Origin of the sequence: Pyxidicoccus caerfyrddinensis (assembly GCF_010894405.1) — a bacterium.
GTDB classification, from domain to species: Bacteria; Myxococcota; Myxococcia; order Myxococcales; family Myxococcaceae; genus Myxococcus; species Myxococcus caerfyrddinensis.
On the sequence record NZ_JAAIYA010000036.1, the window covers coordinates 1 to 26571 of the forward strand.

The window sequence follows — 26571 nt, forward strand, 5'->3', positions numbered from 1 at the left end:
AGCCGGCTTCCAGCGTTCCATGCGCCACCTCCGTGAGGTGGCGACCTGATCACGCGGCGACAGCCCGCGTCGATCGCTCTCGCAAGTGTTCGACTTTCCTCGGGCCGAAACCTGATCGGTGCTCTAGAAGCAGCTCCGGGCTGATGGCGTTGTACGGCGCCCACAGGTGCCGTGTATCTGCTTCACCTCGGATGACCCGGCGGAGCTGCTGGAGTCGTGAATCCGCCAGGGCCAGGATCGCGACGATGGAACGGGGCGCCTGACGGTCGGCATCCTCTGTCGGCATGTCGTTGTTGGCGAGAAGTTCGGCCAGGAGGTGGGCCCCGCGCAGGGCATGCTCCAGGTTGGCCAGCTCCAGGTTGAGGCTCACCACCTTCTCGTAAAGGTGGGCCGGGGTGTCGTCCTCGTCCTTCATGGTGTCCTCCAGGACGCACGCGCACGGCAGGTCCGGAGGGGCCTCGTGGCGCGCATCGTGAGCGCGCCCACAGGGCGCAGGTTGATGGGTGAAGTACTGCAACGGTGTGGTCCGTCACTGCTCTTATGCCGCTTATCGGGACGGACTTACTGTCTGCGCACCGCGGTATCACGTCCGAGAGAGCGGCCTCTGCGTCCCCCGTATTTCATCCTGCCGGATGGGAATGTGTGACTCGTCACCGGTGAGCTGCAGCTGTCGACGTTGTGGACGAGAAGACGGGCGAGCACCGCAAGGAAAAGCTCTTCCTGGCGGTGCTGGGCGCCAGCAACTACACCTACGCGGAGCCGATGCTGAACGCGGACCTGCCCACCTGGGTGGCGTGTCATGTCAACGCGCTGGAGTACATGGGCGGAGTGACGCAGGTATGGGTGCCGGACAATCTGAAGAGCGCGGTCACGCGTCCGCACAGCGACGAACCGGACCTCAACCCCACTTACGCAGAGCTGGCGCGGCAATACGGGGTGGCGGTGATTCCGGCTCGGGTACGCAAGAAGCGTGGCTGCCCGTGTGGGTTGTTCCAGTGAATCCGGTCAAACGCTTTAGGAGGGAAAGTTTGAGCACTTCCGCTGGCTTGATTATCGGGAGAAATTCACCTCTGCACTCAAACCCGCCGCTTGGTAGTCCGCCTCGCTCAACGGCTCGCCGCGCACCGCTTCCAGCCACGCCGTCAAGTAGGGGTCGCCCCAGGTCAAAAGCCGCACGCCCTCCTTGCCGGGGTGCTCGACGCCCGCCGCGTCAGTGATCGGGCCGGTAGGCGGGTGCCGGTCGGCCACCTCGCCGCTGAACGTCGCGAGCACCTCCTCCGTGCTGCCGATTCCCAGGTGCGGCGGCGCGTAGGGCCAAATGATGGCCAGACAGCCGTTAGTGCCGTCCGTCGCCAAGCGGTCGGTGCCGGGCTCGGGGCCGGTGCGGATCTGCATACCGGGGGCGGGGTGCTGGAGGCACCAGTATGCCAGTTCGGCCTGCGTGGCGGGCGGGTTGGTCGCCTGGGGCGTCCCGGCCCCGTCCAGGTCCGGCGTCAGACCCTCGATGGCCGTGGCGACCGCCGGGGCCTGGCGCTGCCGCGCTGCCTCTAGCTGCCGCAACGCCTCGGCACGCTCGATCTCACCTTGAGCCAGCTTGCGGAAGATGCGGGGCATCTCGGCAAGGATCGGCTGGAGCGGGCCGACGACGTTCTCGAACACGCCGATGCGGTCCTTGAGCGTCCAGTAGGTGTCCTCCTCGATGGTGCCGGTCAGGTACAGGTTCGACACCAGCACCACCCTGGCCTGCTGGCCGATGCGGTCGATGCGGCCGATCCGTTGCTCGACCCGCATCGGGTTCCACGGCAGGTCATAGTTCACCAGCGCCGAGAACTCTTGCAGGTTCAGTCCCTCTGAGGCGGCGTCAGTGCCGAGCAGAATGTCGATGGAACGGGCGTGACTTCGCTTGCAGCGGGCCTTCACCTCTGCCTTATCCACGACGCGCCAGGTGTTCGCGCCGGCGTCCCAGACTTCGCCCCCTCGCCCCGAGTAGCAGGCGATGCGGGAGCCGTAGCGAGCGATGAGCTGGTCGCGGATGAAGTCGAGCGTGTCCAGGTACTGCGTGAATACGATCACCCGGTGGCCCCGGTCGAGCAGGTCGCACAGCCGCGCGGCGAACTCGCGGAACTTGCTGTCCTGGTCGATCTGGCCCAGTTCGGTGATGTAGTCCTGCAAGTAGAGTCGCTCCTCCTCCAGCTTCTGGCGGCGCTGCGGGTCGGCCCGCAGCCGCAGGAGCCGCTGGCGCTCGCGGTCGAGGGCAGACGCGGCATCGACCTCGTCGTCGTCCTCTTCGCCCTCGCTCATCGTCTGCTGGAACTGCGCCGCCTCGTCCATGACGGCCAGATCGCGTTGCACAGCGGCGATCAGGTCGCGGCGGCGTTCCAGACTCTTGCGGAAGGCGGCGAACGAGCTGGCCAGCCGCTTGCGGAAGACCGCCATCAGGAAGCCGACGCCGCTCCGCTCGTCGGGTTCCACCTCGGCCAGCCGGTAGAACCGGCTGCACAGCTCGTCGATGCGACGGTACAGGGCTTCCTCGGCGGCGGACTGGAAGGAGACCGGCACGTCCTCGGGGTGCCGATCTGCCAGCCCCGCATTGAGCAGGCCGCGCTCGCGGTAGGCCCGCAGGGTCTGCCGCGTGTGCCGAAACATGTGGACCGCCAGCGGCGTCTGCCGGGCCAGGTATGGCGTCATCCCCTCGGCCTGCTGCGGCAGCAACCCCTGCAAACTGAGCGACAGCCCCGCGCCGTTGCCGACGATCCGCTGCACCAGGGTGCGCCATTGCAGCTCGGTCCAGTGCGTCGGGACTTCGGTCGGTGACAGGTCCGGCGCGCCGATCTCGACCGCCCGGCGCGTCATCGCGACGACCTCGGCCCGATCGTTCTTCATCGTGGCGAAGGCCCGTAGCCGCTCGAAGAACCGCTCGAACTCCCGCAGGGTGCTCCACGGCCCCCAGCGGGGGTCGTCCACATCGGCGAGCAGCAGCAGGTCATGCACCTCATGGGCCGCTAGCTGCATCGGGGTCGCGGTCAAGAGCCACAGGCAGCGGAACAGCCGGCGCTGCTTCATCTCTTGCAACAGCCGTAGCAGCAGGTTGGGCTCCTCGGCCCCGAACACCCGGCGGCGGGCCGCGTGCGCCTCATCGACCACCATGGCATCCCACGGCCTGGCGGCCAGTACCCCGCCCATTCGTTCCTGGCGGGCGATCAGGTGCCGGCTGACGATGACGATGCCTTCCTCGGCCCATGGGTCGTCCGACCGCCGCACGCGACCGCCCACGTCGTGGAGCATGTGGCCGTCGTAGAACCAGGCCGTCAGGGCGAACTTCTCGCGCAGTTCCTCCATCCACTGCCGGACCAAGTTGCGCGGCGCGACGATCAGCACACGGCGCAGCTCACCTTTCAAGATCAGCGCGCGCAGCACCAGACCAGCCTCGATCGTTTTGCCCAGGCCGACCTCGTCGCAGAGCAGGTACGAACGCGGGAATGTGTCCACCGCCTGCCGGGCGATCCGCGCCTGGTGCGGGAACGGCTCGAACGGCTTGCCATCGACCCAAATCGGGGCCAGCACCAGCGACTCGCCCCCCGGCTTCGTCGGCGCGTCCAGCAGACACTGCGCGGCGATGCGGTCGCGCAGGTCTCCGGCCTGTTCCCACTCAACGCGCTGCATCGGGTCGCGGCGGGGCGGGCCGTCCGGCGGGGTGAACGCCTGGAGGTGGTCGCGCACCGCCTGCGGCAGCGGCAGCACCAGCAGGCCAGGGTCGCGGCCCTGCCAGATCATCTCGAACCGCGCCGCCGCCATCTGGATGTCCTCGGCGTCTAGCGGGTTGAACCAGCTCCGCTTGACGTCGAACTCCTCGCGGTTGCGCGTCCATGCGGCGCTGGTCTCGTTGACCGACCCGTTGAAGACGATGACGTTACCAGCGCCGTTGTAGAGGATGCCGACCTTGGGGTGGAACAGCGCGCCGCCCTGGCCGGGGTAGAGCGGCTGGCCGGAGTGGTCCAGCGGCAGGGCGATCTTCACCTCCAGCAGTCCGGCCGCCACCATCCAGGCCAGCGCCCCCAGACGGTCGCGGGCGATCTGGTCGGCCTCCGGCTTCCAGCCCGCCGGCAGCCCCAGGCGGTGGCACTCGGCCTCGGTCGGCTCCAGGCGGCGCAGGGCCGTCCGCTCCAGGCTGCCGCGCAGCAGTTCGACGCCCCGGCGGTACGCCTCGATGTCCTCGGAGCTCCAGGTCGTGCCGGTGATGAGCCGCATCGGCGGTCGCTCGAAGGGCGCGTGCTTCTGCGCGTTGGCGACGAACGCCGACAGCCCGGCGGCCACCTGCACCAGCACCGACGAGTCGAAGTAGCCCGCCTGCCGGTCGTAGCGGGTCGCTTGGCTCAGGACCGGGACGTAAAAGTCGTTGACGAGCTGCCCGGCCTGGCCCGCGTAGTGGCGCTTCAACTGAGTGAGGTCGCGGAAGCCCATGCGTCACCCCCGCCAGTCGCGCAGGACCAAGTCCCAGCCTCGCCGGGCCTCGGTCGTCGCCCTTTTCCAGGGGTCGTCGTCCTTCCGCCGACCAAACGCCTGCTCCAGCAAGTAGAGCGTGACGGCGTAAGCACCCCGGAAGTCGGGCGTGTCGCCGTAGCTGCTGGCCCGCAGCCACTGCTTGAACGACTCGACGCCCCGGTGCAACTCGTCGCCACCAGCTAGGAGCGAGATGGCGTTCCACACCGCCGCGCCCAAGAAGTTGGGGAACTTTCGCTCCTCCCAGATGTCCCCTTCGCGGGCCTCCCGGCCCCGCGCCACCTTCTCGCCAGCCTGTTGCCGGGCCAGCAGCGCGAGGTCCACGTCCTGCGGCGGCTTGAGGTAGAACAGGTCTGACTCTGACTCGATCAGCTTGAGCTTCTTGAAGGTGTCCGGCTCGATGTCGAGCGACTTGGCCAGCTTGCGGACGTCGTCGCTGTCTGACACGTCACCCTGAAAAGTGTCGAGCCACAGCCACAGCGCCTGGGTGTTGCGGTCGGCGGTGTTGGCGGCGAAGCCCTCGACCATCTTGCCGACCTTTTCGGGCAGCTCTTGGGTGAGGATCTGTTCCAACCGGAACTGGCCGACCGCCTGATATGCCCGGTCGAGAGCGTCGGTGAGATCGACCGCCCGGCCCGCCATGTCGGTGATGGGCCAGTGCCGCCCGACCTCGCCGAGCGCCGGGCCGAGCGCGGACAGGTACAGGTCCGTGCCCGCGATGCCCTGTTTCTGGAAGTGCCCGGCGGCGCTGCGGGCGACCGTGGCGATGCGCTCCTGAACCCGGCCCCAATTCCCGGTCACCTGTCCGGTTTCCTGGCGCGGCAGGCAGAGCAGCAGCACGGTGCTGCGCGCTGCATCGAGGCCGCGAATGTTCAGGCTGCTCTCGGCCTCGGTGTGGATGGGGATTGACGTGCGGATCTCGAAGCCGGCTTCGATGAGCGCCTTACCCAGCGCCCGCCAGGCTTTGGTCATCTTGTGGTTGAACATGACGACCATGCGGCCCGCCGGGTGGAGCAGTTGCCGGGCGCGGCGGAAGACGGCGGCCATCTTTGCCTCGTAGAACTGCTCGGCCCGTTCGGCGGCGGTCAGTGGAACCGGCCCGGCGCTCTCGGCGGCCCGGCGGCGGCGTTCGGCAACGGCGAGTTTGCGCCCGGTGTCCCCGCGCGTCTCAGCCAGGGACTCGAAGGCCCGGTCGAACTTCTCCTGCCAGACGGCCTGCTCCTTCTCGGTCTCGGCCTTCCAGCGGGCCGCGTTGGCGACCGCCTCCCGATTGGTTTCAGCAAGCTCTTCGCGGAAGAGGTGCTCCAGACCCGGCCAGTCGCCCAGTGTCCGCTTGAGCCAGACGTAGAAGAAGTTCGACAACTCGGCGTACTGGACGTTGTTGTAATATGGCGGATCGACGCAGATGAGGTGGACCGTGCCGGGGACAGGGGTCTCCAGCGCGGCGGCGTCGTTGTTGGTCACAGTAGGGACGATCACCTCGGGGCGGAGATGCACCTCCCCGTTCGTGGGGAGAACGCTGTCCAATGGCGCACCGTCGTCCGTGTCGTCGTTCACAGCGGCTTCGTTGTCTACGTCTTCGTCGCCGCCCTCCTCGTCCCCACCCTCCAGGGAGACGGCTTCGCCGTGGATCAGACCGGCCAGCTGGGTGTAGGCGTTGATGACCTGGGATGCGCCCCACATCACCGTCTCACGGGCACCCTCGAACTCGCAGAACGCCGGACGGAAGGCGAAGTCATGCCTGGAGAAGGTTTGCGTGACAGTTCTGCGGCCATAATGCCAGAAGGTGTTGACGCTGTTGTAGTTCACCACCTTGCTGGCGATAAAGGCGAGGTAGACCGCCACGGCCTCGGCCTCTTCCTTCGGCAGTTCAGTCCGTGCCTTCGCCGATGCTTGCCGTACCTCATCAAGCACCGTCAGTACTGTGAGCAACTGCCGGGGCATGAAGAGATCGCGCCATCGAGTCAGCCCCATGTTGATTGGCTCGCGTGTCTTCGCCCCTTCCTCGATCCGCTCGGTCGGAATCAGGTGTGCCCAGCGGCTCTCGTTCGCCCGCAGTTCAGCCTCCGCAGAAGCAACGGCGGCGCGGTCGGCGTCGGTCGGGGCGCGGAATCGCCACAGGTAGCGGACCTTGGTCGAGCCGTCGCGGTAGGACAGCTTCACTGGCACCTGCGAGCAGACAGCATACATCTGGCTCGGCAGCCCGCCGGGGCGAGATTGAGCTGCTTTCTTTGCGTCCGCTTCGTCGATGACATTCCCGCAGCGCGGACAGACTGCGTGCCCATCCTTGAACGTCGGCGTGTCGCGCGGATGCCAAGGAGCGGAGCCGAGCCGGGGCCAGCGGCAGTTCTTCCACTGGGCCGCGCCAACGATGCGGAAGGTACAGTCGTTGCCGTGTGCCGGCACCTCGGGGAACGCCGCCTTATGAGTGTCCGGCTTTCCCTTCGTGTCGAGGGTAAAGTTCGTTGAAAGCGGGATGCTCAGCTCGCACTTCGGGCAACGGATCGTGCGACACCAGAGGTAGCTGTTCTTGATCTGCTTTGCTGAGTCCCCCGGCTCTCGACTCACAATGTCTTTCGCGGAGAACCTCGCACGGGCCGCTGGTTCGATGTCCGGCCACCACTCGGAAGCAGGCGGAAACGGAAAGAACCGCTCCAGTCGAGCACGCACCTTCGCAGCGACATCCAGGGCCAAACGGCGGATCATAGGAGCCAGTCGGGCTCCGAACCGTGCCGAGTATTCGAGCGTGGCTTTCAGCACCAGCGCCGCCACTGGGTTCAAGTCGTTGGCGTAGACCTTTAGCCCGTACCGCACTCCTTCCAGGGGAATCGCGCCACCGCCCGCCATGAAGTCCAACAGAACCGGAGCTTTTCCATCGGACAGGCCGAAGGTCTTGGCCCAGACCTTGCGAAGGTCAACGAGCATCTCTTCGGGAATGCGCGTGTCCCGGTTGCTGGAGAGGTACTTGCTGAACGCTCGGGGCAGCGGGATGCCCAACGCTTGGGCAGCCACCCGGTGTTCTGCGAAGCGGGCAGGGTCACCGAAAGCCCTCAAAAGCAGCATGAGTTGCTTGTGTTTGTCGGTCAGGGCATTGGGCGGGATGTCTTCCAGCAACTTGCGGTAGACCTCCAGGTGCTCCCGCTCTTTCGAGGAAAGCGCTTCAAGATCCGTTTCCGCCACTGGCGGATCGAACTCTCGCGTTCCGTCAGTCGTTAGGTCGGCGTCGTGTGGTAACAGGGCAGTCAGAATCGCTACGCGACAGATGGTCGGGGGCCGACGTGCCCACCAGATGTGCAAGCGATTCTGTGGCGGCCTCTGGCGGGCGTCGTTGTCTGACTGACACTCGGCGGACAGTGACGCGCACGGCAGCCCGGCTTCCAGCAACGAGGGCTTGGTCTTGATGAACGTCTGGGTCATGGCGTTCTCACCGGCTCGATGTGGTTCGCTTCTTCGCCCGCGGCTTGATCTTGCCTTCTGTCGGCTCCGAATCCGCCCAGTTGGTGTCGAACAGGGTCGGTCCGGCAGACTCCTTACTGCTCTTGCGGCCCCGAACTGATTTGGCCTTTGGCTTGTCCTCGGCCTGCTCGTAGGTCAAGAGGGTCCGCAGCGCCGCGCGCCCAGCCTGCTGCCGGTAGCCGTAGAAGCAGAGCGTGAACCAGTACAGCACTACCTCGGCGGGCAGTTCGAGCAGCCCGGAGCGGAACATGATGCGCTGGGCTGGCTTGGTCAGGTAGCGGGCTGAGGCGAAGGCCAGCGCCAGCCGCATGCCGTCCGCGCGCCGCAGCCACCGCGGTGATGTGCTGGGGCGGAAGTCGCTGGCCTTGATGAGGCCGGGCTCCTCGGCCTGTTGCAGGAACGGGTCAGACAGCTCCCGCAGCCACTGGATCGTCTCCGGGGACGCTGACGAGCCCATGATCTTGGCGTCTGCCTCCTTGGGCAGGCGTCCGGCCACATTCGGGAACAGGTGCAGCTCCCAGATCTGTCCGCGCTTCGCTTCCTGCCGCACGCGCAGCCGGAATCGCTCCATCACGCACTCCCTGTCTTGCGCGGACGCACCGGCACGAGCCGGACCTCGACGCGCCCCTGCCCGGCGTTCATCAGCGCGGTGCGGAACGTACCCAGCGCCGCGTCATCGACCGCCGGTGGCTCGGCGAATTTGAGCGCCACGGTGATCGTTACCTGCAACTCCCCCTGGCCGCTGCGGAACGGCCACAGCGGTGCGAGCAGGTCCTTCAACGTCTCGAAACGGCCCTCATAGGTCACGTTGACTGCCTCGGTCTTCCCCTCGAACACCCGCTGCCCGTTGGCGACCAAGGTCGCGTGGACCTGCGCCACCTTTGGGCGGTCGGCCCAGGCCACACGTAGGGTGTTGTCGAAGCTCTCACGGTCCTCGACGCTCAGGCCCAGCTCGGCGATGCGCACGTTTCGTGCGGTCGCTAGGGCATCCCAGGCGGCGGTGAGCGCCTCGCGCGGCGTGCCGACCTGCACCACCGGCTGCGGCCCCCGACCAGGGCGCAGTTCGTCCAGTTCGCGGGCCAGCGCCGAGGACAAATCAACCAGCGCCCACGCCGGGCCGACGAGCACTTGAGGGGCGGGGCTGTCGTCGCGCGTAAAGAAGGTCTCCTCGTCCCCCTGGCGGTATGCCGCCCAGGTGCCGTCGCGGACGCCGTCGCGCAGCACCGTCTCCAGCCCGGGCCGGCTCAAGTCGGCCCAGACGTTGCGGGCGTAGCGCTCCAGGTCTTCCGTCGCAAGCTGGGCGGTGTTCGCCGGCCAGCAGCGGGCCTTCACGTTCGCGGGCGTTAGCGGCAGCTCCTTGGCCCCGGTCCCGCCCCCCTCTGTCTTCTTCTTGCGCGGGTAGATGCCCTGGTCGAGCGCGGCCTGGTAGGTCCAGAACTCGACGGAATCCTCGAACCGCGGTGTGCTCGGCCACTCGTTCATCTCCTGCGCGCCGATGGCCAAGTTCGGGCCGCGCTGGTACAGCACCCAGCGGTTCTCGCGGGTGCCCTCCTGCAGCGCCTGCCACAGGACCGTCCGGTCGGGCAGGACAGGGTAGTGGGCGCTGGCCTTCGCCGCCTCAAGGAAGCGCGGGGTCGGTACAGTTGCCGCCGGGGCGGTGCCGTCCTTCGGCCAGAGGTGGTCCCACAGCTCCTGCGGGCGGACCTCCTTGACCGGCAGGATGCGGTCCGCCGCCGCAGCAGCGATGTCGTATAGCAGGTGCTGGGGGCTGAAGACCGGCGAGAGGTCCGCGGCGTTGGCGCGGGTGTAGACCTTCTTGGCCACCCGGTCGTAGTAGACCCACAGCGCGTCGGGTGAGACCGTCAACCCGGCCCGCAGCGAGGGCAGCAGGTCAGTCTGCTTGAGGACCATCGGCAGCTCGGGCTCCCGCCGCAGCCGTTCCCAGGCCTCCTCGGTGGACAGGCAGCGCTCGCCCTCCTGCCACAGGGGCGGTTGGCGGATCAGGCTGGGGGCGAGCACCACTGGGTCGCTGGCCGTCGCCTCCGGCACCAGCTTGTGGTTCTGCCGCAGGCACTGGAGGATCGGCCCTTCGGCGACGGCCCGCCGTTCGCTCTTACGCCCACCCTTCTCCGGAGTCTCGCCGAAATCGACCCGGAAGCACTCCAGCATGGACGCCGAGGTGTTGGCGGCGAAGAGGTCGCCGGAGTCGGCCTCGCCGCCACGGGGGAAGGCGAGGACGCGGTAGGCTTCGAGCAACTTCGTGCGGACGTTCAGCTCCTGCGGGCCGAGCTGCTCGCGGACGCGGCCCAAGTCGTCCTCCAGCGCCATGAACTCCGCCGGGACGCCGGTCGCGCCGGCGCTGGCCCGCCGCTTCATCTCCGAGTAAGTCGAGCCCCCGGCCTGGGCGAGGTTGGTCTGCTCCTGCTCAATGTCCTTCTGGACCCGCTCCCAGGCCATGAGTGACTTGACCGCGTCCTTGAGACCCTGCACCCGTGTGCCCTCGGCCAGCAGGAAGACGAGGTTGTTGCGGTAGGTGCGCGGGCCGGCGTTGACGCCGGTCTTGGAGAACAGCATCTTAACGAAGTTGAGCCGCTCGCCCGCATCGGGGCCGACGTAGCCAACCTCCTTGTCGTAATGGATCAGGGCCAGCCGGATGCGGTCGGGGTTGTCGTTGATGGCCGTGTGGTCGGTGGGGAACGGGATCAGCTGGAAGGCGCTGAACCCGGAGTAGACCTCCTTGCTCCAGTCGTCGAGCACTCGCTTCACCTCGCCCGGCTGCTGCTGCAACTCGGCCAGCCGTTCCTGGTAGCGCTTGTTGATCGAGGCGCGGGTGCGGAACAGATAGTGATCCCCCTCACGCCGCATGTACCAGGCCCGCCGCTCCGTCTCCTCCAGGGCCTTCGGGACGTAGGCCAGATCGACGCCGGGGCGTCCCAATGCCAGCGCCACCTCGGGCGCGGTGCCGCCCTTGGAGCCGTCCGGCAGGCTGTGCAGGAAGGTGACCAGCGCCGCCTCGGTGGCGGCCTTCCAGGGCCAGCCGACCTCGACCTGACTGGCGTGCGTACTGCCCTCAAGGCGGACGACGTCGGCCTCCAACCCACGGGCAAAGGCGGTGCGGCCCAGCCGGCCCAGGATCTCGTCCTGCATCTCGCCACGGGCCAAGTCGATGTGGAACGGCTGGAGCAGCAGCGTGTCGCCCAGCTCAGCCTTGCGGTCCCACACCGCGCGGATGGTGCGGGCGACTAGGCGGAGCGCGCCGCGGGTCGCCTGGAAGTCGGGGATGTCGGCCAGCCGCTCCGCGAACAGGCGGATCAGCTCGGGGTGGAACGGGTAGCCGGCGCGAATCTGCTCGGCGTAGTCCGGCTCGAACGCCCGCCCGTCGAGTGCCATGCCGGCCTTGCGCTGGGCCTCGTAGTGAGCGACGAAGGCGGCGGCGATGTCACCGGCCTTGTCGGTCTTGACCCGCTCGAACAGCCGGCGGCCCAGCACGGCGGCCCGCTCATTGGACTGGGTCGGCGTCAGGTTCTTCGCCTGGCGGCCGGCGGTGTCGCTGACCTCGTCCACTGTCTCCAGCACCGTCGGGATGTGCTGCTTCAACTCGCCAGTGAGCTTGCGGTTGGCGTCCTGCTCGGACGGCAGCGTGAGAATGACAACCGTGCGCGGTCGCTGGGATGCCAGCTTGAAGAGCGTTTGCAGGAAGGTCGGCCACTGGCTGTTGACGCGCGACCGAGGCTGGTCCTCCTTGAGCGCGAACGCACGGGCCATGTAGAGGACCAGCTCGTCGATGACGATCAGCACCGGATGGTCGCCGAAGGCCCGCTCCAGCGCCTCGCGGGCCGGGGCCACGCCCTGCTCGTCGTTGGCCTGCACCTCCTTGTAGCCGGCGGGGCCGCCAACCAGTGCGGCGATCTGGCCCCACGGCGTGTAGGTGCGGATCTTCTTGCTGTCCACGACCTGCTCGTTGCCGCTGAGCGGGTCAGACTCCTCGCCGACGAAGGCCGCAACCTTGACGGTGTCGGGGGCCGGGAACTTGCTGATGCGGAAGTCGTGCAACCGGTCGGCGAGGCGCTCGCCCTCGCGGGCGGCGTGGACGGTGGCGATGAGACTGTGAGTCTTGCCGCCGCCGAAGCCGGTTTCCAGGCGATAAACGGGCGTGCCGCCGGGAACGCCGGCGAGGCGCTCGGTGACGTCCTTGACGAGAAGCTTGAGGTTCTCGGTCGGGTGAGTGCTGGCGAAGAAGCGGTTCGGGTCGAGGTAGTCAGGGTGTGTGCCGGGCTTGCGGCAGACGACGTCCCAGAGATCGGCGGCGAAGAGCGAGTCGGGCAGCTCACCGGCCAGCACCTCGGGGCGCGGGGAGCACTGCAGGAAGACGTTTGGCAAGCTGGGCATGGTTAACCTCGCTCAGGATCGGCTCCGCGTTTTCTTCTTCGCCGCGGCGGCGTTGCCCTCGCGCACCCAGGCGTCAATCTCCCGGCCTGGAACTTCTAGAGGCGGCCCACAAAGTGGGCAGGCATACGCCCGCAATTTGGACCGCTTGTACACCGTTTCGCGCATGATTCCCAGGTAAGCAGCGGCCTCATCGACCGACAACCAGCGGCGTTCTATGGTGCAATCCCTGGTTTGGGCCGGACGAGCCTCTTCTCAGCGTGCGCACACCTTTGCTGTCGGTGAATCGCCCATGCTGGTACTCGTTAGTCTCTATTGGTAAAGAACGACCCGCTCTGCGGGCAGGTCGAGGATACGAGTTCCCCCAGGCGGTGGGGCCCCAGCCCTCTACCGCTGCACGTCCTGGCGCCTCTGGGGGCTGCTCACCGCGGACGCCACGCGCAGCTATTCTGTGCCGACGCTGGAGAGGTGGTACTACGCCTTCCGCAAGCGAGGTTTGGCCGGGCTGACGCCTGCGCCCCGGCGCGACCAGGGCCGGGAGCAGGATGTCTCGCCCCAGCTGCGAGAGCTGCTGTGCGACATCCGCTTGGAGCCCCCCTCCGCTTCCGCCGCTCTCATCCTGCGCACGCTGGTTGCCGGCCGAGTCGCGCAGCGCCACCTGGTCCAGATCCTCCTGCCGGAAAAGGCGGCGCACGGTGGAGGCGGAAACGGCGCACTGCTGCATGCGCCCATAGGCAGCCGCCCCCGGCTCAGGTGGCAGGCGGCGCGGCCCATGGCGCTGTGGCAGGGACGTCTGCCACGGCCCGGCGCTGCCGCGCGCCTCCGGCGATGGCCATCAACCAGCCGGATCACCCGACCATCAACAAAGGTGCGCGGCAACAGTTACCAGCCACCGACTCCATGCCAGGTTTCCTCTGCCGCATCGTCGAGCCAATCGTGGTGGTGCTCGTCGAGATAATCTAGGACGGTGGAACCAATCTGCTCCTGCGCGTCGATGACCTCCTTGGCGATCCGTAATGCGTCAGGGCCACACTGCGTTGCGCCGCTGACTTCCGAACTCCACTGGTGCAGTTCCGTCAGGGCGTCCTGCAGCGGCCGGCAGGCCCAATAGACGCGTTCGCGGACGACATCGCATTCCGCAGGCGTCAGGCACTCCGCCGCGCCTCTTGCCACGGCCTCATAGAGCAAGGGCAGCGGCAACCGGAACGGCTCGATGATCATGATGCCCCACTGGACCGCGAAATAGCGGCACTCGTCACGTACGCTTGCTCCTGACAGAAGAAATCGCAGCATCGGTGTGCGCGCTGTCAGTGGCCGGCTCCCCTGGAGAAAGTCCAGCCCCTTGCCGTTGAAGATCAGCAGTTCGTTCTTCGGCACCTGGGCACTGAGATGCTTCAGCTCCCAATGAGTGATGTACGCCGCCGCGCGCGTTACACCATCCACCTCGTGCCGGAAACCCGATGCGGCTCGGTTCTCAGCGATCGTTCGGGCACCCGCGCGCTCGCACAGTCGCACGCCGCGTTGGTCGCAGAGATCGTAGAACAGCTGCTCGAAGTTTCGTCCGCGTTGAGCGCCGCATCCAGTCAGTCCCCCGACCTCGACAACTGCGTACGCCCTTGCGACGAGGTCTAGTAGGCTCGCGGGGAGGAGCGGAGGGAAACCTCGTTGCAGCGGTCGGTGCCACCACATGAAGGCACCCAATCAAGCGAGGCGATCATCTTCGCCCATGCCGGCATCGGTATCGGCCTGCGCTTCGGAGACCAGTCTCTCAAGCTTCGGCTCAACGAACCCATCATCGAGAACATCCTGGCGCTCATCCTTGCCGAGCTGGAGGATGTCGTGAAGGACGCGGAGGAAGTACCGCGGCCGGGGCTTCGTGGCCTCCCAGACCCGCTTAAGCGCGGACTCCGTAAATGGGGCAATGCCGCCCATCCTGGAGGGGAGCGCAACGGATGGGTCGTTCATGCAACGCTCGGCCAGAAGTCGAGCCGAGTCGAAGGTCTCCAGCCCTGTCAGAACAATCACGACCGAGGCGTTCAACGGGTCATCGGGATCGAGGGAGCGGAGGTCTTCGTGCTTCCAGGCATCTCGAAGGCGGCCCCAAGCAGCCGGGTGCAGTTGGAAGACGAAGGAAGCGCGAGACGCGAACGGCTCCGTTTCAAGGAGCGCGTCGCGAATGATCTTGACATTCTTATGGATTTTGGCTGTTCCTGACTGCGACGTGAAGTCCTCGACCTGATCGATGAAGAACGTCACGTGCTCGATACCAGCCAACTCGGCGAATACGACGAAGATCTGCAGGTACTTCAGCCCGTTCCGGTCGTGGTGCCAAGTTCCGACTTCATCAGCGAGGAAGCGTTCCAGCGCCCCCGTGTCAGGCGATGCCAGATGAAAGAGGTAGTCTGCCAGGAGGTTCCGGATGTCGATGGACACGGCCAAATTCCTGAACCTCTCGCGCACTGCATCGACAATCGCGTCGCTCTCGTGTCCCGTGGTTGCCTTGCCCGCATCGACGAGCCTCGCAGCGGCGAGTTCACGCAAGCGGCGGTGGGTAGTCTCGCCGGAGGTGTCGATACTCCGAAGGATGAAGCGGACGAGATGAAATGCGGCGGCGTCCATGTTCGCGATGCCGCCCTGTGCCTTAGTGTTGAAGGACACGTACCCGGCAAGGATGGGATTCGCGCGTGCGTCATCCTCAGAGACACCGAGTGTCTTGAGCGTACCGAGGCCAAGGTCGCGGTTAATGAGCTTCGCCTCCTCGCCCATCAGGGTGGATTTTCCGAAGCCGCGAGCCTCTGGATCACCCGGCACGATCGACCAAACCGCTCCGATCAGTGGTTGGCCGTTCTCCAGCGGAGCTCGAACGAACTTGTGGAGAAACTCGGTCCTCTGCGATCCGAACATCTCGGGCACGTAGACCCGCTGACTGTCTTCGCCGTAGGTTCCCTTGCCCGGGAAAGGGTTTGAGCGGAGGCCGTACTTGGTCTCGTAGTAGGACTTGAGCGCCATGTTCACTCCCCATTCGCTGCGACTACGACTTTGATCAAACCGATCCGTCGATTGCCAATCTCAACGTAGGACTCCCCCGGCGGCGGCGGTGCGAAGGGGAGTTCTGTGAAAATCACCATCCCGCTCGATTGGCCCGCGCGGATGATCTCATCCAGGCAATGAGCGAAGACGATTGGCTGGATGCCGAGCTGCACGCAGACCAGGGCGCGAAGGGCATAGGCATCGACGTAGGCCCCTTGGCTGTCGGCGAGCCGCTGGTGTGCCGCGCGTAGCGCCTCTTTGAAGAGCGGGGCCGCGTAGGTCCTGCCATGGTGAACGACGCCTTCTGCCCTGGTCCCCCCGTGAAGCGCCGGTCGGAACTCACAGGTGGCGAAGACGACGCGCCCCTCGAATACGGGGTAGGACGACGTCCACGCTGCGGATAGGAAGTCCTGCGAAATGCGGATGAGGTGCTGAAACGTTACGGCATCGAAGGGGAGTTCCTCCGCGAGCAGGAACGCGGGGATGACGATGAGATCCTCGATCGCGTCGATCAACTTCTTCGCGTTGAGGTCGCTCAGCGAGGCCCGGCTCTCCACCTGCATCACCCTCTCATGAATGGCGGCCGCGAATCTCTCAAGCTTCGCTTCCGGATAGACCGTGGCAGCAAGGCGCGTAGAGCAACTCGCGATGACGCGCTCTGCAAGAGAGGCGTCCGCGGTCGGCGAGCCGACCTGCTTCACTGTCGTGACATCAGGAATGTAGAGAGGTCCCGACAGCAGCCTAGCCATGAACTGGCGGAAGTACGGGTGCTCATTCATCCACACAACGAGCAGTTGATCGAAGGCGCGGCCACGCCCTTGCCTCTCAGCCAGTAGTCCTGCAAGTGCCCGGCCTGTCGCGGTCAATTCGCAGGGCGATTCACGAAGGCGTTCGACCTCGGATCGCTTGCGCGGCAGGGCGCCGACAGTCGCGTATCCGAGGCGCTGGAGATCGGAGAGCACGTCGCGCGCGACGGTCCACATGGCTTCACGCGAGGCTGGCGCACTTCGGGCCGAGCGAAGATGGAGCAATTGCCGAACATCGTCGAACGTCGACGTTCCCTTGGAGTCGAGCAAGGTGACTACGTGGAGGATCTGCTCGACGGCTGCTCGCGGGATCGAGTCGGTGCCCCGTGCGCCGGATGTCTGGTCGCCGCGCTCCATGCTTGATGGGATATCGAAAAGTGGGAGCGTTTGTCAAAAGCGTTTTTTTGAAAAGCGGTGGCCATTGTCGGCAATATGTTGAATTTACAACACAATTGCTGAATGCCTGCACCGGGAAGCTGGCGTGGGTCGAGGGCAAGTCCAAGGCCAGCGCCCTCTTCATCCAACTGCTCTGGCATCTGGCGGGCGAATACCGGAGGGCCCACCGCATTCACTTCATCTTGGACAACGCCTCGGTCCACAGCAGCAAGAAGACGCTCAAGGCCCTCGCGCAGCCTGGGGGCGCTTCGTGGCTCCACTTCCTGCCGCCGTGCTGCCCGGAGGGCAACCGCATCGAGCGCGTGTGGCTAGACCTGCACGCCAACGTCACCCGCAATCACCGCTGCCGCACCATGGCCCGGCTCATGGACCGGGTGCATGCCTACCTCGCGGCACGCAATGCTCAACGCTCTGCCAGTCCATCCCTGCGCCGAGCCGACCTCAGGCGTACCGCCTGAGGCCGTGCGAGAATCACGATCGCCCGTTTAGCCGTTCCACGACCTTCCGGACGGTCAGCAGCAGGCCGGGCCCCGAGGCCACGAGCGTCACCAGGGCGGAGCCCAGCAGCAAACTAGCAGCAAAAATCTTGGGGCCCTGGGGTACTGGGTGGGACGGCCGGACAACCCCGGCCGAAGAAAACCGAGTATTTACGATGGGTTGTGAATGGCTGGTAACCGCTGGACGGCTCCTGGGTTCCTTTGTGCTCAACACCCTGCGAGCTTTGGTGGCGCTGCGCTGGTCCTGCCTCGCAGGCCGCGAGAGCAACCCAAAGTTTCATGGGGGAGGCGCGGATTCGAGAGAGTCGATGAGGGCGTCGCACAGCGCCGGGTCGAAAATCCGGAACCCGAACTCGTGTCGGGCGACACGCTGGCTGTCGTAGTAGCCCTCGAAGGAGAGGAAGTTGAAGCTCGTTACCACGGCCCAGTCATCGCACACGAGGACCTTGGAGTGGACACGTCGCCGGAGGAAGCGGACTCCGGCGCGGGCCAGCGCCTCCCGCCTGGTGGCGAGTTCCTCCTGCACCTCGCCCTCATCATGGAAGAAGATGGTCACCGAAACGTTGCGTCGGACAGCCTCTTCGAGAACCGAGGCGGGGGCTACGCCGAGCACGCCGATGCCCAGGGCCCGTGAGGAGATGACGACTCGTCGTGTCGCGAGCCGGAGTGCGTCGAGCAACAGCTTCCGGTGTTGGACGTCGGCCACGGGCATGACGAGCGTGCCGGCTCCCTGAATTCGTGATTGGAGCAGGCGCGCACGCCTCTGCCACTCGCCTTTCCAGATGTTGATGGATAGCGCGCTTGCCTCCGGGGCGTGGAGATTGACGCCAAAGTCCACCGGGGCAATGAGCTGGCGCTGCCCCTCAAGGGCAGGGTCATCCATGATGATGCGCTGCAGGCGGTAGTCCTGAATGAGGGATCGCGCCCACTGGACGGTGCTGCGCAGCGCGCGGATCACGGGAGGGCGAGCATCCGTCGGGCTCCAGGTGGTGCCCGTCTGGGGCGCAAGGGCCTCGCCGCTGCCAGGAGCCTCGACGCGCACGCCGATCTCGTGCTCGCTTCGTTCGGCGCTGCTGTTGAGGAAGTTGGCGCTGGAGGCAAGCGCCCACCGAAGGTCGCAGACAACCAGCTTGGCATGTACGGCGCAGGGCTCCTGCGCCACGAAGAGGCCACCCGTCTTCTGCTCGCGCGGGGCGAGCACCTCAAGCAGCTTACGAGCCTGGGGGCCGAATTCATCCTCGAACCGGGCTTGACGGCTCACACCCCAGAGAAGGTGGACGCGGACGCCGCGTGTCACCGCACCGAGCAAGGCGTTACGCAATGACTCGTTGTGCTCGAGCTGTCGCACCCATGGGTTGACGAGGAGGACCTGGTGCTCGGCCGTGTCGAGCGCCGAGAGCACTGCCTCGTGGTGGGCCCTGGCGCCGACCACAAGTTGCGCGTGCGCCGCATGGGTGATGGCCTCGTCGACTTGGTCGCTCGCGTCGCGCTCAAGCTCTGCGAGACGCTCATGAGCTGCCCGGAGAGCCTCCGGCTCGGCGGGCAGCGTCTCGAGCCCGCTGGCCGCGGAGACGAGCTGGTGGACGGTAGCCACGGGGTCCGCAGTGGCCAGTTCCGGCGCGTTGTCCTCCTCAAGATCCCGGAATCGCTCCATCAGAATGGGGAAGAACTGGCCCCGCTCCCTCGCGAGCCCCTGATGCCAGAGCGCGACCAGACCTCGCGAGATGCTCTGCCGGATGGAGCTGGGCAGGGTGGAGGGGCCGATGATGCGCAGAGCCGGTGCATCTGAGTCGTCCTCCGCACCGCCCTTCCGGGACATCTCCACGGCGATCAACTCGCGCCCCACGTTGACGCCTCCCATGCTGGCCGACGGCCCATTGCCGACGACCTTCACGTCGATGACACGCTGGCGCTGGAGGCTCATTCGCACGTTTTGCTCCGCCGACGAGCCACCATCCTCCTGCATCAGCCGGTTTCGAACCGCCCGCGCCACGGCATGCATGAGCTGTGGCTTCTGGATGTCCTGGACCAGAGGCAGGCGCTCGTTCTCCGGGGCGCGCAGTCTCGCCTGGCCCCTGCCGAGCTCGCGAGAGGCAGGGAACACCGCACCGCTGACGAGCTCCTGGAGCAGTGCGTATTCTCGTGGCTCGGACGGCCGGGTCGAGGCGAGCTTCTGTGCCCAGTCTGGAGAAGGGTTCACCGGGTCGCCCATCTCCTCGCGAACGGTGGGCGCCAACTCGAGGCGGCCAGTGAGCCGGTCCACGAAGAGAAAGCCTCCCCGCAGCAGGTCCACGCAGAGGTCCAACGCCACCCGTTCGTCGAGCCTCAACACATCACGCAGTTGCGGCATGCTGTCGGCGCCGGCGGCGACGGCCCTCAGCGTGAACTGCTCGACGGGGCTGAGCCCCTCCTGAGGCCCGAATTGCACCTGCACTGTGAAGCGACGGCAGGGGAGCAACACGCCATAGGTGTTCATCAGAACCTCCTCGTCGCGGGCGCGAACGACAGCGGGGATTCCCGTGGGTCGATGATGAAACGCGCTTCCGAGCGCACATACCGGGCCACTTCGGCCCAGTGGGTGTCGCGGAAGCGCTCGAAGTGGGTGAGGCTGCCGAGGACCACGAGGAGTCGCCGCGCCCGGCTGAACATGACGTTGGCCCGTTCTGGCGACTGCAGGAAGCCGAGGCCCTTCGTCGGTGCCTCGTACGAGTTGTTGCGCACGAGGCTGACGAAAACCACTTCGGCCTGTCGCCCCTGCACCTCATCTACCGACTGGAAAACCTCCTGGGGAAGCTGCTTGAACTTCTCGCGCAGGCGCTTGAGTTGCTCGCGGTAGGGCGAGAGCACGGCGACAGGGGGAATCTCCACGTCGTGCTGGGGGAAGTGCGGGAGTTCCCTCAAGAGCGCGCCCAGCAGGTCCAGCTCGAGGAAGTTCATTCGCCCCTGTTCATGGGCGCGCTCGTTGAAGACGCTCGTGTCCACCCAAACCAGAGCGGTCTGCTTCAGGAAGGGAAGCTGCCGCAGGGTGTGTGGCCGGTTGGCACTCGAATGGGTGCGGAGCTGGCCGTCGTAGTAGGCTTGGCTCACCAGGTTGCCGATGTCCGGGTGCATCCGCCGTTGCTCTTCGATGCGGTCTCTCGGCACCGTCCAGTACCCGCCGGGGACCTCGACGGTCATGAGGTGCTGGAAGTGGCCCAGCAGGGGGCGCATGTTCTCGGAGGGGATCTGCCCGGTGGCCTCCGCAGTGATTCGGTCCGAGATGTCTCGCGCCAGGAGTCGCTCCCCCACCTCACGCTGGTAGGCTGGAAGCTGCTTGTGGTCGCCGATAAGCAACCATCGGTCACCCTGGACGAGCGGCACGAGGATTTCGCAGAGCCACGCCCTGGCCGCCTCCTCGACAATCACCCAGTCGAAGCCGCTTCCGGCCCGGAGTGATTCGGCGTCGGCTCCCGCCCCCGCGCAGGTGGCGAAGACCACGTTCGAGGCGCGCTGCACGCGCGAGTACATCTCCACATCGAAGTCCTGCCCCTTCGCCTTTTGCGCCCACTCCTTCTGGATGCGCCCGAGCCCCCCGCTCGCACCGGAAGCCAGCCCCATGCGCTCCCGGGTCCTGGTGAGGACATTCGTGAGGAGGAAGGGGCGAGCCTTTGTACTCACCCGCTGCTCGGTTTCCGCGCTGGCATGACGCAGCAGGAGAGGGCCCCCGGCCGAGGGATTGGCCAGGATGCCGAGCAGGTGGGCCACGTTCTCCAGCAGGTTATCGAGGGCGGCGTTGGACTGGGCGCTGATGAGCAGCCGGCCGAACGGGTCCAACCGGAGAACATCCTTGACGATGTGGGAGGCGATGAATGTCTTGCCCGTTCCTGGCGGGCCCTGCACGACGAAGAAGGGTTCCTCGTCGATGATGCGGCGCACGAGCTTCGCCGCCTCCGGGGAGGAGCGATGCAGGTCCGCCGCGACGGTGTTGAGAATCTCGGGTGGAGCGAGCGGCAGTCCTCGGGGCTCTCGGAGCTGGGCGAGCAGTTGGTGGTGGGTGCGCAAGCGTTGGGAGGCGCGGCGCTGCCTTGAGAGGACAATCCGCGCGGCCTTGTCGTCCGGACGCACCGTGCCGCGCTCCGGCAGGAGGAACTCCTTCTCGTTGGGCTTGAAGCGGACTGTGTAGGGGTCGAGCGCCGCGTCGAGCTCGAGCTTGATGGGTACGTCCTCTCCGCGCTCGTTGCGGACGAGGAATTGGATGGTCTCGCCTTCATCGAAGGCCTGCTCCGCCCGTTGCTCAAAGTGGGCGCCCATCAACGGGACGAGCTGCTCGCGGAAGAACAGCTCGGCGAAGGCCGCCACCTCGCGTCTCGCGTCGTACTCAAGAGGGCGACCAGCGGCACGCAGGATGATGGGGCGAGGAGAGTTATCATCCGGGGGGCGGGGAGCGCCTTCGTTCTGCCGCTCGTAGCGGTACTCCTGTACCGTGAGCTGCGCCTCCTGGTAGCGGACGAGCCAGTCGGCCGTGGCCGCCACGATGGAGTTCTGCTCTGCCTGCTCGTCGAACCGCACCACCTGAACGATGGACGTCCACGCGGGGGTCTCCGCTGGCACCGGGCGCTGGAGGCCCAGCCGATTGGTGGGGAGGAAGTAGGAGGCCTGGATGGGTGGCATCACCCGGCGGTGCGACTGCTGGCGGAGCTCGCGAACCTTGTCCGCCTGGCAGGCGTACTTCACGAGCAGAATCTTCTTGTTTTCGTCCTGCCGCCCTTCGTTGAGGTACTGGCAGAAGTACGCGTAGCGCTGTCCCATGAGGACCATCTTCGCCAGCCGCGCCTTCTCCGGTTCCTTGTCCTCCCAGGGGGCGAAGCCGCGGGGAGACCACGTGACGACGCCGCCGTAGAGGTCCCTCTCGACGAACTCCGCATACTCACGGATGTCGGGGCTCGTCGGGGGACTCCGCGTCATCCCGTCCTTGAAGATGCGGTCGACCGTCTCGCGGAGGAAATAGAGCTGATGGGGCTTGGAGGAGGTGGCGCCCTGCGCCGATTCGAACTGCGCGAGCAGCCCCGGGTAGAGGCGGCCGAGGGTGTCCGCCACCTCCAGCCCCGAAGGAATGCGGTTGCTCGGCGCGGGAGCGGTCATCTGGACGAGCAGCCTGCGTAACTCATCCGGCACCTGCGCGGCGCGCAGCCGCTCCTGCGCCAGACGAATCAACTGCTCGTGGGTAGACGGGACGTAGCGCGCGTTGGTGACAATCCCCTGGCACTCCTGTGCGGGCAGCCCGGCGAACCAGTCGATGCCGATCATCCCGAGCCCGAACACATCACAGGCGAAGCTCTCGATGTGCCGGGCGGTGTTGCCGAAGAGGGGAGAGAGCCGCTCCGGTGCCATGCACGCAAGCGAGCAGGGCTGGGGCGGAAGGAAGCCGGACGAGTGGGGCTCGGCGACGGCGCCCTGTCCCCGCAGCCACGCGGTCACGAACGCACTCAACTGGAAGCCGTCGAGGTAGACGGCGGGGTCCTCCTCTGAGTCCAAGGCCCTGACGGTATGCGGCGTCAACGAGCGGTGCATCATGCCCTCGCCGTGGAGGACGGCCAGGGCGTCACAGAGGGTGGAGAAGCAACGAAGGGCGGTGACGCGATCCGCGCGAAGACGGGCGAGGGTGGGGTGGTCACCTTCGAGAGGCAAGCCGGAGTCCTCAAGGAGCAGGTAGCCGAGCTCCATCTCGGGGACGAGCCCAGCCCCCGTCAGGCGAGGGAGCGCCGACTGCTTCCGGCCCGACAGCCGGTGCAGCGCGCGCGTCTCGTTTCGCCAGAAGTGGGCCAGCAGCGGGTTGGAGCCCGAGAGCGAGTAGACGCGGAGGATGTGGGGACTGACGCTCTTCTCGGGCCAGACGAACGTCTGCCACGCGCTGCCTGGTACCAGTACGTCGAGCTGCACGCCCTCCGGCGGGGTGAACCGGCCGTGCAGCCTGCCTCCAGGGCTGAAGAGCCTGGAGAGCTTCTCAAGGATCTCGGCTTCGGTCATCTGATCTCCGATGGCGCCTGCTTCGGCCGGAGTTGCCAGTGACCACTCACTGGGAGAGCTTCCCTATCACAACGGACGGTCTAAGCCATCCGGAGAAAGTCCGTTCAGAGGGGAGTCCGCAGCATGAGGTTGCGGACTGTCCCCGGTCGCTGCAGGCGCGGAGGAGTCGGACGGCGTCAGGATAGAACGCCTCCCGCTCTGTCGTCAGCATGCGGCTGAAGTAGGTGTCCTTCAGCTTCCGTTTGGCTCCTCAGGACGCGCAGGAGTCCCTTCCGCTCCGCCTGCGTCAGCGTCAGACTGCGCCTTGCCTGGGCTATCGCGCCGCTCCTCCGCACTCCCGCGGATGAGCGGCGATGCTACCCCTGAAAAACTTAGTTCGGATGGCTTAGCGTCTACTTAAACCCCGAAGCCCAGAGGAAGAAACTGACATGAACGACGAAGACATTGACATGATGGAGCGCTTGGTGGCCGTTGCGAAGGCACGCTTCGACGGACACCTGACGATCATGAGATTCACGACCAACTGGCGGGTTGGCTTCTACCAGGCCCAGGACCGCGAGCAGATCGAAGAGATGGCATGCGGGACGACGCTGGCCGAGGCGGCAGACGCAGCACTGCGCGCGGTCAACGCCTAACCCTCCCAATCCCCTGCTCCCTGCCGGTTCGTGGCCGCGGGCTGTGAATGAGGGAGTTTGGCTCCTCAGGACGCGCAGGAGTCCCTTCCGCTCCGCCTGCGTCAGCGTCAGACTGCGCCTTGCCTGGGCCATCGCGCCGCTCCTCCGCACTCCTGCGGATGAGCGGCGGTGCTACCCCTGAAAAAACTTAGTTCGGATGGCTTAGGTGCAGTCCGCGCCACATCTAGCCTGCCTCATTCTGTGTGCGCGCGAAGGAACTGTTCCAAGGCTTCTGCATTGACCCGAACCGCATTGGAGATGCGGACGTGGGGTAATGTGCCCTGTTCGCACAGCCGGTACACGGTGGCCCGGCAGACCCCCAGCCGCTGCGCGACCTCCCGGACGGTCAGCAGTCGGCCGAAACCCGAGGCCACGGGCGTCACCGGGGCGGAGCCCAGCAGCAAACTAGCAGCAAAAATCTTGGTGTCCTGGGGGACAGGATGGGACGGCTGGACAACCCCGGCCGAAGAAACCCGAGTATTTACGAAGAGTTGCGAAGGACTGGTAACCGCTGGACGGCTCCTGGAGTTCCTTGGGGTGCAAGTGGTCGCAGGTTCAAATCCTGTCGCCCCGACCAACTGAAGGCTCTGGAGTTTCCGGTGAAAGCCGGTGACTCCAGGGCCTTCGACTTTGCGGGCTACGGATGTTCCCATCGGCTGTCGTGAAGCGAATCCTCCGCCATCCGAGAATCCGTGCTGCCAGGTGTGAAGAGGCCCGCACAACCTGCTAGGTTCTGCACCGACTCGTGGCGAGGCGGGGCATGTCCGGACCGGCGGAAGACAGCAGGGCGTATCCATCGGCACTGAAGCCCGGCTCACAGGTGAACCGCTGGCGCGTCCTGGAGTCTCTGGGGACAGGCAGCTACGGCGCCGTGTACCGGGTGGAAGCCGCAGGCGCCCCCGGGGAGACGTACGCGCTCAAGCTCGCTCTACGTCCTTCGGACCCACGGGCCGAGCGCGAGGTGGCGCTGCTGGCCCGGACGGAGCACCCGAACGTGGTGCGCGTCCACGACTGGGGCACCTGGGAGGGCGTGGCCGGCAACCACCTGTTCTTCGTCATGGACTGGGTCCAGGGGCTGCCGCTGCACTCCTGGGCGGAGACCACGAACCCGCCATTGCGCGAACTGGCTCAGATCTCGTGCACCCTGGCCCAGACACTCGAATGGCTGCACGCGCGGGGCGTGCGCCACCGGGACCTCAAGCCCGAGCACATCCTCATCCGTGCGAGTGACTCGCAGCCCATCCTCATCGACTTCGGCGTGGGACGGCAGGAGGGTGCCAGCACGCTCACCTCGACGGTGGTGCCTCCGGGCACCGTGCACCTGCGCAGCCCCGAGGCCCTCGACTTCCATCGCCTGCACTTCCGCGAGGCGGAAGCGCGCTACGCGTTCCAGCCCACCGACGACCTGTATGCGCTGGGCGTATGTCTCTTCCGCGCCCTGACGGGGCACTACCCGTTTCCGCCCGATCTTCCAGCCGACCTGCTGTTGCTGGCCATCCTCGCGCACGTCCCGCCGCCCGTGGCCGCCATCAACCACCGGGTACCGCATGCGTTCAGCGCGGTCGTGGCTCAGTTGCTCGAGAAGAATCCCCAGGCACGCCCCGGCTCCGGGCGCGAGCTGCTCCGGGCGCTGGAGATGGCGATGGCGCTCGGCCCGGCACGGACCTGGGAAGCGCGGGTGTTCGACTGGGAAGAAGGGGCGGAGGGCGCAGACCCCTCCGCGCGACGCACGGTACGACCGGAGTGGCCCCTGGCATCGGCCATGGCCCCACCGGAGCAGGACGCGCCGGCCACGCGGAGCTCCACGACCGGGCGGAAGGTCGTCGGGGTCATGTTGCTTCCACCCTCGGCCCCGGCGGCCACGTCCGCGCACGGACAGCCACTGCTTCGCGCGGGCAGTGGCAGGCCACTTCGAGAGCGGGCCTCACATGGGACGCGAGGCCGGCGTTTCCCTCGCATGAGGCTGGCGGTTGCCCTGGGGATGCTGGCGCTGCTCGGCCTCGCGGCTGTGCTGTTCACCTGTCGCGGGGGGCGGGCCACGTCACCATCCGAGGGACACGAGGCTGCCTCCACTCAAGCTCGCCCCGGGGAAGGTGCGTACGCGCGGCCTGGAGTGCCTCCAGGGCCGGAGGCGGCCGAGCCGCCAGCCTTGGTGGAGAGCCCGGCCAGAGCCGATGCTGCGCCCATGACCCAGCCCAAGGACACTCCCGACGTGAAGACCTCCACACCTGTCACGCCACTCGCGAAGAAGCGCGTGAAGACACCGGATGCCGTGCGCGGTGCGCTCGGTGTGGCCGCCGCCGCGTGCGTGGGCGCGGCGTGCTCCGGTCCCCCAAAGGCCGAGCCGGCGAATGCCCTCGCGTCACTGCGGAAGGATCGGCCTCCGCCCGAGGAATGTCCGCAGGACGCGCTGGACGCGATGAAGGCGCTCCAGTTCAGCAAGGTCGGCGCCTCAGTACCGGACGGAAGCATCGTTCCCTACGAAACGGGGCTGGCGCCCCTTCGGGAAGGGCCCGCGGTGTTCTCGCTCGACGAGGAGCTGGGGACTTTGCCTCGGTTCGGGACCACCGTGGCCGGGCGGCTGTTCTTTGCCGACGGCCGTATCCATGGCTGGTTCACCGAGGCTCGCACGAAGGATGGCCGGCACTTCCCCGTCTGCATGGTGTTGCTGGATGAGGATCGGGCCCTGGGCTTGGAGCCGAAAGGGGCGGGAGATGAACCCGGCACGGTGCTCGCGCGGCCGGTGGCAAAGCTCAGGCGGGTGAACCACTTCAAGTAACCCGCTGTGGACGCCACCCGAGCCGTATGGCGCCACTCGTA

The 26571-nt window shown here is 66.5% G+C and carries 16 protein-coding genes; 5 read left to right on the forward strand and 11 right to left on the reverse strand.

Translation table 11 applies throughout. From position 1 onward, the window contains the following. Nucleotides 1–49: 49 nt before the first annotated feature. Nucleotides 50–415, reverse strand: coding sequence for a hypothetical protein (locus G4D86_RS47270; RefSeq protein WP_164002137.1), 366 nt, complete (start codon nucleotides 413–415; stop codon nucleotides 50–52). Between the two features lie 263 nt (nucleotides 416–678). On the opposite strand from G4D86_RS47270, the gene G4D86_RS47275 reads away from it, so the two are divergent. Then, nucleotides 679–999: a DDE-type integrase/transposase/recombinase gene (locus G4D86_RS47275; protein ID WP_164002138.1), complete on the forward strand. Its 321-nt coding sequence runs from the start codon at nucleotides 679–681 to the stop codon at nucleotides 997–999. A gap of 51 nt (nucleotides 1000–1050) precedes the next feature. Here G4D86_RS47275 and G4D86_RS47280 read toward each other — a convergent pair whose 3' ends face one another. Genes G4D86_RS47280 through G4D86_RS47295 form a run of 4 tightly spaced genes read right to left on the reverse strand, consistent with a single transcriptional unit; the run spans nucleotide 1051 to nucleotide 12345 of the window. Next, nucleotides 1051–4461: a DEAD/DEAH box helicase gene (locus G4D86_RS47280; RefSeq protein ID WP_164002139.1), complete on the reverse strand. Its 3411-nt coding sequence runs from the start codon at nucleotides 4459–4461 to the stop codon at nucleotides 1051–1053. Nucleotides 4462–4464: 3 nt separating this feature from the next. After that, a complete protein-coding gene (locus tag G4D86_RS47285) occupies nucleotides 4465–7917 on the reverse strand; it encodes a DUF1156 domain-containing protein (protein ID WP_164002140.1) in 3453 nt (1150 codons plus the stop codon). Nucleotides 7918–7924: 7 nt separating this feature from the next. After that, nucleotides 7925–8527, reverse strand: a complete 603-nt coding sequence (locus tag G4D86_RS47290) for a DUF7680 family protein (protein ID WP_164002141.1) — start codon at nucleotides 8525–8527, stop codon at nucleotides 7925–7927. Further along, a complete protein-coding gene (locus G4D86_RS47295) occupies nucleotides 8527–12345 on the reverse strand; it encodes a DUF499 domain-containing protein (RefSeq protein ID WP_164002142.1) in 3819 nt (1272 codons plus the stop codon). The genes G4D86_RS47290 and G4D86_RS47295 overlap by 1 nt, the downstream gene beginning before the upstream one ends. A gap of 448 nt (nucleotides 12346–12793) precedes the next feature. On the opposite strand from G4D86_RS47295, the gene G4D86_RS54430 reads away from it, so the two are divergent. Next, complete coding sequence (locus G4D86_RS54430; RefSeq protein WP_420821893.1) at nucleotides 12794–13300, forward strand: helix-turn-helix domain-containing protein; 507 nt, start codon at nucleotides 12794–12796, stop codon at nucleotides 13298–13300. Here the strand turns inward: G4D86_RS54430 and G4D86_RS47300 are convergent. From G4D86_RS47300 to G4D86_RS47310, 3 genes are all read right to left on the reverse strand, one after another. After that, complete coding sequence (locus tag G4D86_RS47300) at nucleotides 13225–13857, reverse strand: hypothetical protein (protein WP_164002143.1); 633 nt, start codon at nucleotides 13855–13857, stop codon at nucleotides 13225–13227. The genes G4D86_RS54430 and G4D86_RS47300 overlap by 76 nt on opposite strands. Nucleotides 13858–14043: 186 nt before the next feature. After that, a complete protein-coding gene (locus tag G4D86_RS47305) occupies nucleotides 14044–15351 on the reverse strand; it encodes a hypothetical protein (RefSeq protein WP_164002144.1) in 1308 nt (435 codons plus the stop codon). A gap of 2 nt (nucleotides 15352–15353) precedes the next feature. Continuing rightward, entirely contained in the window at nucleotides 15354–16535 is a 1182-nt protein-coding gene (locus G4D86_RS47310) for a hypothetical protein (protein ID WP_164002145.1), read from the reverse strand. Between the two features lie 20 nt (nucleotides 16536–16555). Between G4D86_RS47310 and G4D86_RS47315 the strand changes: the two genes are divergently transcribed. Continuing rightward, the gene (locus G4D86_RS47315; RefSeq protein ID WP_240360876.1) at nucleotides 16556–17032 is read left to right on the forward strand and encodes a transposase; all 477 of its coding nucleotides are present in this window, start codon (nucleotides 16556–16558) and stop codon (nucleotides 17030–17032) included. A 316-nt stretch (nucleotides 17033–17348) separates the two neighbouring features. Here G4D86_RS47315 and G4D86_RS47320 read toward each other — a convergent pair whose 3' ends face one another. Together G4D86_RS47320 and G4D86_RS47325 are read right to left on the reverse strand one after the other, a co-directional pair. Next, nucleotides 17349–19547, reverse strand: a complete 2199-nt coding sequence (locus tag G4D86_RS47320; protein WP_164002146.1) for a phospholipase D-like domain-containing protein — start codon at nucleotides 19545–19547, stop codon at nucleotides 17349–17351. Then, nucleotides 19547–23077, reverse strand: coding sequence for an AAA domain-containing protein (locus G4D86_RS47325; RefSeq protein ID WP_164002147.1), 3531 nt, complete (start codon nucleotides 23075–23077; stop codon nucleotides 19547–19549). Before G4D86_RS47325 ends, G4D86_RS47320 begins: the two co-directional genes overlap by 1 nt. Nucleotides 23078–23505: 428 nt before the next feature. Between G4D86_RS47325 and G4D86_RS47330 the strand changes: the two genes are divergently transcribed. Then, a complete protein-coding gene (locus tag G4D86_RS47330) occupies nucleotides 23506–23712 on the forward strand; it encodes a hypothetical protein (protein ID WP_164002148.1) in 207 nt (68 codons plus the stop codon). Nucleotides 23713–23945: 233 nt separating this feature from the next. On the opposite strand, the gene G4D86_RS47335 is transcribed toward G4D86_RS47330, so the two are convergent. Next, on the reverse strand, nucleotides 23946–24548 hold the full coding sequence (locus G4D86_RS47335) for a helix-turn-helix domain-containing protein (protein ID WP_338050653.1): 603 nt from the start codon (nucleotides 24546–24548) through the stop codon (nucleotides 23946–23948). Between G4D86_RS47335 and G4D86_RS47340 the strand changes: the two genes are divergently transcribed. Next, on the forward strand, nucleotides 24512–26530 hold the full coding sequence (locus G4D86_RS47340; protein ID WP_164002150.1) for a serine/threonine protein kinase: 2019 nt from the start codon (nucleotides 24512–24514) through the stop codon (nucleotides 26528–26530). The two genes, G4D86_RS47335 and G4D86_RS47340, sit on opposite strands and share 37 nt — an antisense overlap. Nucleotides 26531–26571: the final 41 nt, after the last annotated feature.